Source organism: Mycobacterium sp. NGS27, from assembly GCF_059813005.1.
On record NZ_JCALDT010000004.1, the window covers coordinates 57,919 to 70,423 of the forward strand.

Below are 12,505 nucleotides of genomic sequence, written 5' to 3' on the forward strand. Positions count from 1 at the left end.
GCATTGAGCGGCTCGTACCGCCGGGCTCACAATTGCGACGACATTGGCGAAAACCGTAACGGCGGACGGGTTTACACGACGATGCTCACCTTGAACCAGGCGCTCGAAGAGACCAGGACCGGTGATCTGTGGCTGTTTCGCGGCGGTTCGGGACCCGACCGCGCCATCCAGACGTTGACCAACAGCCCGGTGAACCATGTCGGCATGACGGTGGCGATCGACGACTTGCCACCGTTGATCTGGCACGCCGAACTGGGTGACAAGCTCGTCGACTTGTGGACCGGAACGAATCACCGCGGCGTGCAACTCAACGACCTTGCGCAATCCGTGCTGCAGTGGTCGCAGCGCTACCACCAACGGTGCTGGCTACGTCAGCTCACTCCGCCGGCCGATCGCGAGCAAGAGAACAAGTTGCTGCGCGTGATCGCGCGGATGGACGGCACCGCGTTCCCCACCACCATGCGCCTGACCGGCCGTTGGCTGCGTGGCCGGCTACCCAACGCGTACGACTGGGTGCGCGGAATCCCGTTGGTGGACAGTAAGGTTCGAGAGTCGATGGAGCGACGCAAAGAGCGCCAGCGGCTCGGCCTGGAAGCGGCGTACTGTGCGGAGACGGTGGCCATCACCTACGAGGAAATGGGCTTGCTCACCACCGAGAAGTACTCGAACTTCTTCGATCCGGGCTCGTTCTGGAGCGGCGACAGGCTTCCGCTCACACCGGGTTACGCCCTGGGCGGCGAAATCGAGATCGCGGTCGGCTAGTCGAGGATTAGCCGACCGCCATTTCACCCATCTTCGACCAGCCCGTGGCATCGATGGTCTGGTTGATGATCTTGGGCGTGGACTTCAGCGCCTGCGGGACCTCTTGGATGAAGCGCTTGAAGTGGTCGCTGTTGACGTGGATGGCGCCGGCCTCGTCGTCGCGGAACGCCTCCACCAAGACGTACTCCGTCGGGTTGTCCAGGCTGCGCGACCACTCGAACCACAGATTGCCTTCCTCGGCCCGGGTCGCCGCGGTGAACGACGCGACTAGGTCTTGCCAGCGGTCGGTCCACTCGGGTTTGGTCTCGAACTTGACGACGATGAAGATCATTGCGGCCCGCCTCGGTTCGCTGGTACCAGTTACGCCCGCCCGATCTCCGCGGGCAGCGCCAGCCTATCCGGCCAGCGGTGGGCGCCGCGGCGGCGTTCCGGCGGCCAACGCCGGGCGTAGTTTGCTTACGTAATGGCTAGAGCAAAGTGTGCTCATGCGTCACAAATGACACATGAGCACACCTTCACCGCACGTCTGATAGTGGCGTAGCTCACAAATCAGCAATTTGCGGCGATATTTCACTTTCGGAAAACATTATCCCCGGCGCCCACAGCACAGGAATGCCTCACCATTATCAGAGTGAGTCTGTGCTGTATTTGTTATTAATTCGCAATTCCTGCGTTCCCGGAATAACGGTATTTCAGGCAACCGGTGGGGGCGGTTCCGCCGGCGCCGCAGCGTCGATCAAAACGGGCGGCGGCGGCGCATCCGGCGCTGGGGGGGCCGGCGCATCCGGCGCAGGCGGCGGCGGAGCGTCAGCCGGGGGCGGCGGAGCGTCCGGCGCGGGTGGCGGAGCGAACAGAGGCGGCGGCGGCGCGCCCTCGTCCGGTGCCATCGGAAGGAACATATGGTGGGTGAATCCGGCCTGGTAGGCGCCCGCACCGCCGATATGCACGCCGCCACGCTCCCCGCTGGAGACGGACGTTCCATCCGGCAGCGTCACCGCGGTGTGGCCACCGTTCCAGCCGATGACTACGGCGTTGGGGGCGGTTCCATATTGGAAGCCGCGCGCCAGTAATGCGCCCTCTTCGTTTCCGGTGTTGAATCGATTACCAAACACGGGCCTGTCAGTCGCTGCATTCGCAATCCACGACGCGAGTCCCGAACAATCGGTACCGGCGGGTGAATCTCCACCCGCAATATACGGCGTGCCGGAGACCTGGCTGATCAGCGACATCAAAGTTGCAATAACGACCATGGGCAGCGAGGCTAGCAATAACAATTATCGTGAACCAAAATTTGTGGCGCACGTCATTCCCCGCACGGCCAATGACCTGCGCCGCACGTAGAGCAAATTGATTACGCCTCGATGAATTTCCCGCAGCTAATACCTGCGCTTCAGGCATGTCGGCTTGGCAGCTTCCGGCAGGGAGCTTCCCAGCGGTTAGGCGGGATCGCCCCCTCGTTCGCTGAGCGCCGTCTCACGGTCGACGTCGGCCTGCTCCCGCTTTGCGCGTGCTCGCAGCCGCTTTCCCTGTTCGTCCACCCGGCGCAGCCGCTCACGTTCGCGCTCCGCGGACGTGCCCTCACGTTCGTCCGCGCGCTGCTCGCGTTCGTCTGCCAGCCTCTCGCGGTCGTCCGCTATTCGCTCACGTTGGTCGGCGACCCGGTCTCTTCTGCCCGCCTGGAATTCGCGTCGTTTGAGTTCGGCCTCGCGCTGGGCGAGGGTCTCTTCGCGCTCATCGAGCTCGTGAGCCCGGCGCTCCAGCTCCGCGGGCGGCTCGGCGCGGTCCTCAATGGCCACAGTTCACCCTAAGCCTTTGGCGATTCGACCCGCCCAGGGCGCACCCGGTGGTGGCAGACCCGGTCAGATCGGCGTCCATACCCCGTTGTTCCAGATTCCCCAGTTGCCGGCGCCGGTCGGATTCCACATCATTTGCGCTCCGGGCGCCCAGGCCGGTTGAGGTGGCTGCGGCGGAGCCCATGGCGGTGGAGGTCCCCAGGGCCCCCAGCCGGCCGGGGCAGACGGTCCGCACGGGTGTTGCCAGTCGTGGCACTGATGCCAGTCCCAGTCCGAGACGTTGCCCCAGGATGGGTTCCATGGATCACCCGGGCACCAGTGACCGGTAGGCGGCGGGGCCGGGGCCGCCTGGGCGACGATGTCGCCGGCAAGACCGAGAGCGGACAGCGCCGCTGCGCCGCCCACCATCACGGTCATCGCCCACCGCACCGCCCGCTTGAAAGTCGCCATCACCTAAGAATTTCCCTCGGCGACCATCCGGGCAAGTAGTAATCGGATTCGAAAGTGCCATGCTCACACTCCGAACTTGGCCCGCGCCTCCTCGGTCACCGGAGTGAACAGGTTGACCAGGTTCCGATCGGGGTCCCGGAACAACAACGCGCGGTTTCCCCACGGCATCGTGGTCGGCGTCGTCACGAACTCGGCCACGTGCTCGCGGAGCCGCTCGTATTCGGAGTCCACATCCTCGACGATGAACTCCACGATGGCGCTCCGGTTGGCCGCGGGCTCGGCCGACCCGGCCCCAAACAACGGAACGGTCTTGTCGCTGCCTATCGCCAGCGTGCCGACCGGCGTCGGGATTTCGGCGAACAGCTCGTTGCCCCAGATCGCGGAGACCCCGGTGACCATCTCGTAGAAACTCACGAGCCGGCTGACGTCGGCGGTGATGATTCTGGTCGAAACGAACTTCATGCGGTCTCCCTCGCGCTTACCCGGTGCGTATCTGAGCACCGAATGCTAAACGCGGGCTCCGACAAGTTCTTGCCGCCAACTCCCGATCTGCCTCCAGCGGGCCGCCCAGCTGCTATCCGACCGAGCCGGCGTTGCGCTTGTCGAAAAACTCCGTCCACGAGGCGACCTGAGGATTTTTCTTGAGCAGAGCCCGGCGCTGGCGCTCGGTCATGCCGCCCCATACGCCGAATTCGACCTTATTGTCGAGCGCCTCGGCCCCGCACTCTCTCATCACCGGGCAGCGACGGCAGATGACCGTAGCCTCACGTTGCTTGGCACCGCGCACAAAGAGTGCGTCCGGATCTGTTCCACGACACAGCGCCTTCGACACCCAAGCGCGGTCGTTCTCGGCCGCCGCGTTTTTTACGAGCGCAAGGTTTGTGGGCCGCGCGGCCCCCTTCTCTGCTGACAACGAGCTATTCCTTCGTCCAGGCCGGCCGCGAAATACGAGACCGCCTCACACCTGTTGCTGGGATGTGTGCCACATCGGCCCGTACGTGTGACTTGACCCATGCCTAAGTTAGGCGAATCGGTATCGATTGCGCAACCAGATTTTGGCACGGTCGTACCTTTTTCAGCTGCCGAGGGTCGCCCAAGATGGTGAACCGAAAGTCGACCACGTCGGACGGCCCCTCGTCACGACCGCTAGACGACATTCATCCACCGACCGGACGCCGTGCCGTCTGCGCTCCCGTCACTTCATCCAAAAAGCCGTGTCGCATCAGTGTCTGCTCTACGGTCGTCAGATGGGCGCCCGCGACGCCGTCATGGCGGGTATCGCCAAGCAGCTCGGCCATCCACGTGGTCTACGCGGACGGCTGGTGGGTGCGGCGCTCAATCGGGGCAACCGGCGCTTCGTGAGCGCGGCCGCGCGAGCGCTGCAACCTGGTGAAGCGTCGACGGTGGCCGATGTCGGGTTCGGTGGCGCAGTCGGGCTGAAATTTCTGCTTGACAGTGTCGGTCCGTCGGGCAGTGTTCATGGCGTCGAGGTGTCGGAGACGATGCTGCGCCAGGCCGCAGGACGCTACCGTCGCGAGATCGCAACCGGGCGGCTGTCGTTGCATTCCGGGTCCATCACGCAGTTACCGTTTTCCGATGGGGCATTAGACGGCGCCATTACCGTCAACACCATCTACTTCGTCGCGGAGCTCGACCAAGCGTTCACAGAGCTTGCCAGGGTGATAAACAGCCGGGGTCGACTCGTCATCGGACTTGCCGACCCCGATGTGATGGCAAAACTGCCATTTACCGGACACGGCTTTCAGCTCCGTCCGGTGGCGGACGTGATCGACACGCTTCGCAGCACCGGTCTCATAGTGGAACACCGTCAGATCAGTGAAGACGACAACGCGCCGCACCTGCTGATCGCCCACGCCGTCGCGTGAAACTTCGTGAACGAGTGTGGAATTCGATCGAGGCTGACTTTCGTCGTCGATCGAGAGGGGCCGCCCCCGCCTGGGAAGCGAGATCAGAATCAGCGTGAAGCGGCTTTGCCACAAGACGCTGTTTGAAAGCGGAATTCGACCCCCTCGCATCGGCTTCCGCCAGTTATCGCTTCGCAGCAGCACCGACTGCGTCGGTGCCAGAGGGTTGACACGGACCCCATCGGGTTATCCACCGCAGGTTGAGGTCCGATCAGCTTCACCCGCCTAGATTCAGGAGTCATCCATGGCCGATCCCGATGCCGCAGCGATGCAAGCGACGCGCGCTAACTGGATCAGTGAGCACCTAGAGATCTACCTGACTTCCCGGGGCGCGCAGGGCCACATCTTCGACCTCACTGCGGTCGGAGGACGTGAGATGACGACGCACTGCTTGATCAGGTGCGTGGGCCGAAAGTCGGGGAAGGCTTACGTCACGCCGTTAATCTACGGCAACTTCGGTGGCGAGATCGTGATCGTCGCATCAAAAGGCGGCGCCGATACGCATCCGGATTGGTATTTGAATATCTTGGCGTCCAAGGCAATCGGTGTGCAGATCGCGACCCAGGCGTTCGAGGCCACCTGGCGCGAGCCCGAAGGCGAAGAGCGTCATCAGGTCTGGGCCTACATGGCGCACCTGTACCCGCCGTACATTACTTGTCAGAAGTTGACGAGCCGCCAGATCCCCCTGGTGATGCTGACGCTCGGAAGACCGATCGACGTGTTCACCGCGCAGGATTCGCAATAACGCGAATGGCGTTGCCGCTACACGTGAACCGGAACTCGACCACGTCGCGTCATCGATAAACGTCACGGCGGTGCCCGATATGGATGACTCTGACGATTACTCGGTCATCGAAAATTTGGTATATGACCCGGAATTCGCCACGCCGGGCGGAATACCTGCCCTCGAGTTGATCGCCAAGGGGCTTGCCAACGCGGTAGGGGTTTTCCGCCAGCGGGCCGCGAATGAACTCCCAACATGCGACAGCGACGGGCTCGGGCAGGTATTCCGTCAGCGCCCGCATCGCAGCCTTGGTCAGCTCGATCCGGTAAGTCACCGAGGCAGCCGCCCGGCGGCGCGCATCTCCTCGGTTACCTCGTCCAGTGAGAAGATCTCGTCGTCTTCCTCAGCCGCTCGCACATCGCGCATCAACTCTTGATCGCTGAGGATGTCGAGCGTTTCCATGATCGAGTCGTAGTCGTCCGCGCTCAGAATCACCGCAGCCCGCCGGCCTTGCCGAGTGACCTCGATCCGCTGATGGGTACGTACCGCTTCATCGACAAGCTTCGATAGGTTCGCTCGAACCTCGGCCAATGGAAGCGTCGTCATGTACAGAATTCTAGCGTGATCCTCGATAACGGCCACGCACTGAACAGTGAACTGAAATTCTATGATCCCCTGACGATCTGCATCGGGATCACGGAACGTCGAAGTAGTCGCGCCAGGCGGTGATCTTGTCGCCCTCTACCTCGAAGGCGCCCATACAACGCGCTGAAATTTTGTTGCCGTCGTAGACCATCTCGTCAATACGCTCGGTCAACACAACGTTGCCGTTGACGGCAATGTTCACAACCCGCAAGTCAGCTGATTCCATTCGTCGGACGTAGCCCTCGACGGCCGCCCTGATTTCGGCGTGTCCGCGGTGAGCGCCCAATGCGACGTTGTCCCAGACACCGTCCCGATGAAAGTGGCCGACGATCTCCTCGACGTCGAGGGCATGCCACGCACTCAACTCAGCGCGTACAACATCTTCTGGCGTCATCGGACCCCCTGAGGTCTCGTCGAGTGCAGGCCAGCGTACCTAGCAGTGTCAGCGCCTGCCGCACTTTTAGCCGGTGCACACAATGCGGCTGACTAGACGTTGAAGCGGAACTCCACCACGTCGCCGTCGGCCATGACGTAGTCCTTGCCCTCCATGCGGACCTTGCCGGCGGCCTTGGCCGCCGCCATCGAGCCGGCGGCAATCAGGTCGTCATAGGAGACGATCTCGGCCTTGATGAAGCCCTTTTCGAAGTCGGTGTGGATCACCCCGGCGGCCTTCGGCGCGGTGTCACCCTGATGAATCACCCACGCGCGCGCCTCTTTTGGGCCCGCCGTCAGATAGGTCTGCAGTTTGAGGGTGTGGAATCCGGCCCGCGCCAACGCATCTAGCCCACGTTCGATTTGGCCGATGGACTCCAGCAGCTCGGCGGCCGACTCGTCGTCCAGCTCTTGCAGTTCGGCCTCGATCTTCGCGTCGAGGAACACGGCATCGGCCGGTGCGACCATGGCCGACAGCTCGGCCTTGCGGGCATCGTCGGTCAGCACGGCTTCGTCGGCGTTGAACACGTACAGAAACGGCTTGGTCGTCATCAGATTCAGTTCGCGCAGCAGCGACGTGTCGGCACCGGCACCGAAGAGCGTCTTGCCGGTGTTGAGCACGGCCTCCGCGGCGACGGCCGCCTCGTGCACGGGCTTGCGGTCCTTGTTGTTGCGGGCCTCCTTCTCCAGCCGCGGGACCGCCTTTTCGAGGGTTTGCAGGTCGGCGAGGATCAGCTCGGTCTCGATCACCTCGATGTCGGAGCCCGGATCGACCTTGCCGTCGACATGCACGACGTCGTCGTCGGCGAACACCCGCACCACCTGGCAGATCGCGTCGCACTCGCGGATGTTGGCCAGGAACTTGTTGCCCAGCCCGGCCCCTTCGGAGGCGCCCTTGACGATTCCGGCGATGTCGACGAACGTCACCGGCGCCGGCACGACCTTCTCGGAATCGAACATCTCGGCCAGCTTGTCCAGCCGAGGGTCGGGCAGCGGGACGACGCCCTCGTTGGGCTCGATCGTCGCGAACGGATAGTTGGCCGCCACCACGTTGTTCCGGGTCAGCGCGTTGAACAAGGTCGACTTGCCGACGTTGGGCAAACCCACAATTCCCAGGCTCAGGCTCACGGGGAACCAAGTCTAGGTGTCTCGGCGCCGGTCGGCGCCGGGGACCGTTGGTCACCGCCGAGGCGCACCCCGGCATGGCACGCCAGGATCCCTACGAGGTATTTACGGGCCTTTCGGCCCATTCCCGGTACGGTCTACATGTGTCAGCACAGCGGGCAAGTTCGACGGTGGAGGGTGCTCACCGGTCGATCCACCCAAACATCCCAGGCGTGCCCTGGTACGCAGCGCTGCTTATCGCCGTCACCGCGACCGCCATCGGCTACGGCATCGACGCTGGTCACAAAGAGCTGACCCACGTCTTCGCCGGCTTCTATATAGCCGGCTGCGTGGCGGCGGTGCTGGCGGTGCGCCAGGACGGCATCTTCACGACGATCATCCAGCCGCCCCTGATCCTGTTCGCCGCGGTCCCGGGCGCCTATTGGCTGTTCCACGACGCCAAGGTCGGCCGCCTCAAAGACCTGCTGATCAACTGCGGCTACCCGCTGATCGAGCGCTTCCCGCTGATGCTGGGCACCGCCGGTGCCGTGCTGGCGATCGGGCTGGCCCGCTGGTATTTCGGAAACGGCTACAAGAAAACCACCACGACGAATGCCTCCGAGGACGCTTCGGGCGGCGCCAGTGTCGACGTCAAGTCCTTCTTCAACGGCATCGTCGCCAAAGCGCAGTCGGCGCTGCAGCCCGATGACGACGCGGAGAACGCCGAAGACACCGCCGGTTCCCGCCGCGGCCGCAGGTCGGGCTCTTCGTCGAGGACCCGCGGCACGACACGCACCACGCGTTCGGCTCGCACCCGCTCCCGGCATTCCCGCGAGTCTTTGGGCGAGGGATCCGAACCGGCCGAGCGGCCCGATCGCGAACGACGCAGCACCCGGCGCGGCGCCGCCTCGGCCCGCGATTATGACGCCACCGAGCCGCCCCGGCGCCCGCGCCGCCGGCCCCGGCCGGACGCCGACCCCGATTCGCGCGGCCAAGCGCCCCGGGAACCCCGTCGCGAACCGCGCACGCGCCGCAATCCCTACGAGCGGCCCACCCCGCGGAGCAGCCGTTTCGACGGTCTCGAGTCCTACGGCGACCGATATGACCCGCCGAGCGGCACCAATTACGGGAGCCGCTACGAGAGCCGCGAGCCGTACCAGCCGTCCTACGAACCGAGGCGCCGGCGGCCCCCGTCAAACGGCTCCAACACGACCCATCACCCCATTTCGCAGGTCCGCTACCGGGGCTCGGGCTCGCAAGACCCGCCGCGCGAGCCACACACCGAGCGCCGCAGCCGCTCGCGGACGCCCGGACGGCCACCGGCGGAATCGTGGGAGTACGACGTCTAGTGACAATCGCAAGCGCGGCGTAGCCGGGCGTAGCGGGTCGTCACGATCGTCCGAGGCGCCGCGCGGCCCCTAGCGAACGGACCGGATCTCGCGCGGTAGAGCGAACACCAGGGTCTCCTGCGCGGTCGTGACCGGCTGCACCACGTCGAAGCCGCACTCGGCGAGCCGTGCCAGCACGCCCTCCACCAGGACCTCGGGGACCGATGCCCCTGAGGTGACGCCCACGGTGGTGACGCCTTCCAGCCACGCCGGGTCGATGTCGTCGGCCCAGTCGACCAGGTGCGCGGCGGCAGCCCCGCCACCGAGCGCCACTTCGACCAGCCGCACCGAATTCGATGAATTGCGCGACCCGACGACGATCACCAGCTCACACTCCGGCGCCATCGCCTTGACCGCGACCTGCCGGTTCTGGGTTGCGTAGCAAATGTCGTCGCTGGGCGGGTCCTGCAGCTTCGGGAACCGTTGCCGCAGCCGCTCGACGATCTCCATGGTCTCGTCTACCGACAGGGTCGTCTGCGACAGCCACACCACCTTGTTCTCGTCGCGCACCGTCACGTTGTCCACGGCGGCGACCCCGTCGACCAACTGCACGTGGTCGGGCGCCTCACCGGCGGTGCCGACGACCTCCTCGTGGCCCTCGTGGCCGATGAGCAGAATGTCGTAGTCGTTGCGCGCGAATCGCCTGGCCTCGTTGTGCACCTTGGTCACCAGCGGGCAGGTCGCGTCGATGGTGTGCAGGTTCCGATCGGCGGCCGCGGCGTGCACCGTGGGGGCGACACCATGCGCGGAGAACACCACGATCGCGCCCTCGGGGACCTCGTCGGTCTCCTCGACGAACACGGCACCGGCCTTCTCCAGCGTGGTGACGACGTGGCGGTTGTGCACGATCTCGTGACGCACGTAGACCGGTGGGCCGTGCTTTTCCAATGCGCGCTCCACGGTCTCCACGGCCCTGTCCACGCCGGCGCAATAGCCGCGCGGTTCGGCCAGGAGCACTCGCTTACGGACTGGGTCGCCGGCTGCCGATCGCGCTGGTCCTCCCACACGGCCGGGAATCCCCATGTCGATAGTCGGCGGCATGCCATCCAGGGTACTGACTGCCGACACAGGGTTGCCAGCTCGCGCTTGTGGGCTTGGAGTTAGCCGCCGCTTAGGGCAATCTTGGACCCATGGGCACTGCACCGTATGGAGTTCGGCTGCTGGTCGGCGCGGCAACAGTCGCTGTCGAGGAGACCATCAGGCTGCCGAAAACCATCCTGATGTACCCGATGACACTGGCCAGCCAAGCGGCGCACATCGTGATGCGCTTTCAACAGAACCTCGCCGAGCTGGCAATCAAGGGCGACAGCACCCTCGAATCGATCTTCCCGCCCAAGGACGAGAAGCCGGAATGGGCGACCTTCGACGAGGACATCAACGACGCGATCGACAGCGCCTACCTCCCCGCGCAAGACGGCGGCGAGGGCGAGCGCCGGGCCGAGGGCCGGTTCGCGCTGTACTCGGTGGCCGACGCGCACGAAGATGCCGGCGCGCTGACCAAGTCCGCCCGCCAATCCAACAAGCCGGCCGCCAATGCCTCGATTCCGCAACCGGAGGTGGTCACCGAGCTGGATTACTCGTCGTTGACGCTGGCGCAGCTGCGCGCCCGTCTGCAATCGCTGAGTGTGGATGACCTCGAAGCCCTGCTGGCCTACGAGCAGGCCACCAAGGGCCGCGCACCGTTCCAGACGCTGCTCGCCAACAGGATCACCCGCGCGAACGCGAAGTGACCCCGGCCGTTACCTCCGAACCGAACTCCGCCGAGAACCCTTTTCCGGTGCGCGCGGTGGCCATTCGGGTCGCGGGTTGGATCGACAAGCTCGGCACCGTCTGGGTCGAGGGCCAGCTTGCCCAGATCTCGATGCGGCAGGACTCCAAAACCGTGTTCATGGTGCTGCGTGACCCGGCCGCCGACATGTCGCTGACCGTGACGTGCCCGCGCGACCTGGTGCTTGCCGCGCCGGTGAAGCTGGCCGAAGGCACGCAGGTGGTGGTGCGCGGCAAGCCGTCGTTCTACACGGGCCGGGGCACATTCTCGTTGCGGCTCACCGAGATTCGCGCTGTCGGTGTGGGCGAGCTGCTGGCCCGCATCGATCGGCTGCGCCGGCTGCTGGATGCCGAGGGGCTCTTCGATCCTCGACTCAAGCGACCGATCCCCTTCTTGCCCAACAAGATCGGATTGATCACCGGCCGGGCCAGCGCCGCCGAACGCGACGTGACCACCGTGGCGGCCGCACGCTGGCCCGGGGTGCGCTTCGCGGTGCGCAACACCGCCGTGCAGGGACCCAATGCCGTCGCCCAGATCGTCGAATCGCTGGGCGAACTCGATCGCGACGCCGAGGTCGACGTGATCGTGATCGCCCGCGGCGGGGGCAGCGTGGAGGACCTGCTGCCGTTCTCCGACGAGACGCTGTGCCGCGCCATCGCGGCGTGCCGCACCCCGGTGATCAGTGCGGTCGGCCACGAACCCGACAACCCGCTGTGCGATCTGGTCGCCGATTTGCGCGCCGCGACCCCCACCGACGCGGCGAAGAAGGTGGTGCCCGATACCGCCGCCGAGCAGCGGCTGATCGACGACCTGCGCCGGCGCAGCGCACACGCGTTACGCAACTGGGTGTCCCGCGAGCAACGGGCGCTGGCCCAGATTCGCAGCCGCCCGGTGCTGGCCGAGCCGCTGGCGGCGTTGACGGCGCGCGCCGACGAGGTTCACCGCGCCCGATCGGCGATCCGGCGTGACATCACCCGGCTGGCCGCCACCGAGACCGAACGCGTCGGCCACCTGAGCGCCAGGCTGGCGACGTTGGGGCCGGCGGCCACGCTGGCCCGCGGTTATGCCATCGTGCAAACCACCGTGCAAGCCATCGGGGCGACGAACCGCGTGCTCCGTTCGGTCGACGACGCACCGGCCGGCACGCGGCTGCGGGTGCGGGTGGCCGACGGCGCCGTGGCCGCGGTGAGCGAGGGACGCGGCGATGGCGCGTAAAAGCGACGGCGCGGACGACTCCAGCACCCCAGCGGAGGGCGAATCGATTACACCTATTAGTCACCTGGCTTATGAGGCGTGCCGGGACGAACTGATCGAAGTCGTGCGGGCGCTCGAGCAAGGCGGCTTGGACTTAGACGAGTCGCTGAAATTGTGGGAAAGAGGCGAACAGCTGGCTAAACGCTGCGAAGAGCACTTAGCTGGCGCCCGCAAGAGAATCGAAGACACGCTGGCGGCCGGCGACACCGACGACACCTGAATTCGGGGTCGCGGAGGGTCGAATTGAGAATTTCTTCCCA

Annotated in this window: 19 protein-coding genes; 8 read left to right on the forward strand and 11 right to left on the reverse strand. The window is 65.2% G+C overall.

The genetic code is table 11. The annotated features are described in order from the left end of the window. The first annotated feature begins 81 nt into the window (after positions 1–81). Positions 82–762 (forward strand): guanylate cyclase, encoded by a 681-nt coding sequence (locus tag AC5Y30_RS11715; protein ID WP_499918989.1) that lies wholly within the window; start codon positions 82–84, stop codon positions 760–762. Positions 763–769: 7 nt separating this feature from the next. On the opposite strand, the gene AC5Y30_RS11720 is transcribed toward AC5Y30_RS11715, so the two are convergent. Beyond that, on the reverse strand, positions 770–1,093 hold the full coding sequence (locus AC5Y30_RS11720; RefSeq protein WP_499918323.1) for a putative quinol monooxygenase: 324 nt from the start codon (positions 1,091–1,093) through the stop codon (positions 770–772). 361 nt (positions 1,094–1,454) lie between these two features. After that, complete coding sequence (locus AC5Y30_RS11725; RefSeq protein WP_499918324.1) at positions 1,455–2,012, reverse strand: peptidoglycan endopeptidase; 558 nt, start codon at positions 2,010–2,012, stop codon at positions 1,455–1,457. Here AC5Y30_RS11725 and AC5Y30_RS11730 point away from each other — a divergent pair. Beyond that, the gene (locus tag AC5Y30_RS11730; RefSeq protein ID WP_499919064.1) at positions 1,963–2,103 is read left to right on the forward strand and encodes a hypothetical protein; all 141 of its coding nucleotides are present in this window, start codon (positions 1,963–1,965) and stop codon (positions 2,101–2,103) included. The genes AC5Y30_RS11725 and AC5Y30_RS11730 overlap by 50 nt on opposite strands. Before the next feature lie 95 nt (positions 2,104–2,198). Here AC5Y30_RS11730 and AC5Y30_RS11735 read toward each other — a convergent pair whose 3' ends face one another. The 4 genes from AC5Y30_RS11735 to AC5Y30_RS11750 form a co-directional block, all read right to left on the reverse strand. Further along, positions 2,199–2,558, reverse strand: a complete 360-nt coding sequence (locus tag AC5Y30_RS11735; RefSeq protein WP_499918325.1) for a hypothetical protein — start codon at positions 2,556–2,558, stop codon at positions 2,199–2,201. Positions 2,559–2,621: 63 nt separating this feature from the next. Further along, positions 2,622–3,005 carry an Mtp family mycobacterial-type pilin gene (locus AC5Y30_RS11740; RefSeq protein WP_499918326.1) on the reverse strand — a complete coding sequence of 128 codons (384 nt, stop codon included), beginning with the start codon at positions 3,003–3,005 and terminating at the stop codon, positions 2,622–2,624. A gap of 63 nt (positions 3,006–3,068) precedes the next feature. Next, on the reverse strand, positions 3,069–3,467 hold the full coding sequence (locus tag AC5Y30_RS11745) for a VOC family protein (RefSeq protein WP_499918327.1): 399 nt from the start codon (positions 3,465–3,467) through the stop codon (positions 3,069–3,071). Positions 3,468–3,579: 112 nt separating this feature from the next. Continuing rightward, the gene (locus AC5Y30_RS11750; RefSeq protein WP_499918328.1) at positions 3,580–3,918 is read right to left on the reverse strand and encodes a WhiB family transcriptional regulator; all 339 of its coding nucleotides are present in this window, start codon (positions 3,916–3,918) and stop codon (positions 3,580–3,582) included. A gap of 334 nt (positions 3,919–4,252) precedes the next feature. On the opposite strand from AC5Y30_RS11750, the gene AC5Y30_RS11755 reads away from it, so the two are divergent. Both AC5Y30_RS11755 and AC5Y30_RS11760 read left to right on the forward strand, forming a co-directional pair. After that, complete coding sequence (locus AC5Y30_RS11755; protein ID WP_499918329.1) at positions 4,253–4,891, forward strand: methyltransferase domain-containing protein; 639 nt, start codon at positions 4,253–4,255, stop codon at positions 4,889–4,891. Positions 4,892–5,174: 283 nt separating this feature from the next. Then, entirely contained in the window at positions 5,175–5,675 is a 501-nt protein-coding gene (locus AC5Y30_RS11760; protein ID WP_499918330.1) for a nitroreductase/quinone reductase family protein, read from the forward strand. Between the two features lie 49 nt (positions 5,676–5,724). Here the strand turns inward: AC5Y30_RS11760 and AC5Y30_RS11765 are convergent, their stop codons facing one another. From AC5Y30_RS11765 to ychF, 4 genes are all read right to left on the reverse strand, one after another. Further along, positions 5,725–5,988, reverse strand: coding sequence for a type II toxin-antitoxin system RelE family toxin (locus tag AC5Y30_RS11765; protein WP_499918331.1), 264 nt, complete (start codon positions 5,986–5,988; stop codon positions 5,725–5,727). Next, positions 5,985–6,260 carry a type II toxin-antitoxin system Phd/YefM family antitoxin gene (locus AC5Y30_RS11770; RefSeq protein WP_499918991.1) on the reverse strand — a complete coding sequence of 92 codons (276 nt, stop codon included), beginning with the start codon at positions 6,258–6,260 and terminating at the stop codon, positions 5,985–5,987. The genes AC5Y30_RS11765 and AC5Y30_RS11770 overlap by 4 nt, the downstream gene beginning before the upstream one ends. A gap of 88 nt (positions 6,261–6,348) precedes the next feature. Further along, positions 6,349–6,693, reverse strand: coding sequence for a limonene-1,2-epoxide hydrolase family protein (locus tag AC5Y30_RS11775; protein ID WP_499918332.1), 345 nt, complete (start codon positions 6,691–6,693; stop codon positions 6,349–6,351). Between the two features lie 92 nt (positions 6,694–6,785). After that, positions 6,786–7,859, reverse strand: a complete 1,074-nt coding sequence (gene ychF, locus AC5Y30_RS11780; protein WP_499918333.1) for a redox-regulated ATPase YchF — start codon at positions 7,857–7,859, stop codon at positions 6,786–6,788. Positions 7,860–7,999: 140 nt separating this feature from the next. Between ychF and AC5Y30_RS11785 the strand changes: the two genes are divergently transcribed. Beyond that, complete coding sequence (locus tag AC5Y30_RS11785; protein ID WP_499918334.1) at positions 8,000–9,184, forward strand: DUF6542 domain-containing protein; 1,185 nt, start codon at positions 8,000–8,002, stop codon at positions 9,182–9,184. A gap of 69 nt (positions 9,185–9,253) precedes the next feature. Here AC5Y30_RS11785 and AC5Y30_RS11790 read toward each other — a convergent pair whose 3' ends face one another. Further along, a complete protein-coding gene (locus AC5Y30_RS11790; protein ID WP_499918335.1) occupies positions 9,254–10,264 on the reverse strand; it encodes a 4-hydroxy-3-methylbut-2-enyl diphosphate reductase in 1,011 nt (336 codons plus the stop codon). 89 nt (positions 10,265–10,353) lie between these two features. Between AC5Y30_RS11790 and AC5Y30_RS11795 the strand changes: the two genes are divergently transcribed. The 3 genes from AC5Y30_RS11795 to AC5Y30_RS11805 are packed head-to-tail and all read left to right on the forward strand — an operon-like array spanning position 10,354 to position 12,465. Next, positions 10,354–10,953 carry a lipid droplet-associated protein gene (locus tag AC5Y30_RS11795; RefSeq protein WP_499918336.1) on the forward strand — a complete coding sequence of 200 codons (600 nt, stop codon included), beginning with the start codon at positions 10,354–10,356 and terminating at the stop codon, positions 10,951–10,953. Further along, on the forward strand, positions 10,950–12,206 hold the full coding sequence (xseA, locus tag AC5Y30_RS11800) for an exodeoxyribonuclease VII large subunit (RefSeq protein WP_499918337.1): 1,257 nt from the start codon (positions 10,950–10,952) through the stop codon (positions 12,204–12,206). Before AC5Y30_RS11795 ends, xseA begins: the two co-directional genes overlap by 4 nt. Then, entirely contained in the window at positions 12,196–12,465 is a 270-nt protein-coding gene (locus AC5Y30_RS11805; RefSeq protein ID WP_499918338.1) for an exodeoxyribonuclease VII small subunit, read from the forward strand. The genes xseA and AC5Y30_RS11805 overlap by 11 nt, the downstream gene beginning before the upstream one ends. The last annotated feature ends 40 nt before the right edge of the window (positions 12,466–12,505 follow it).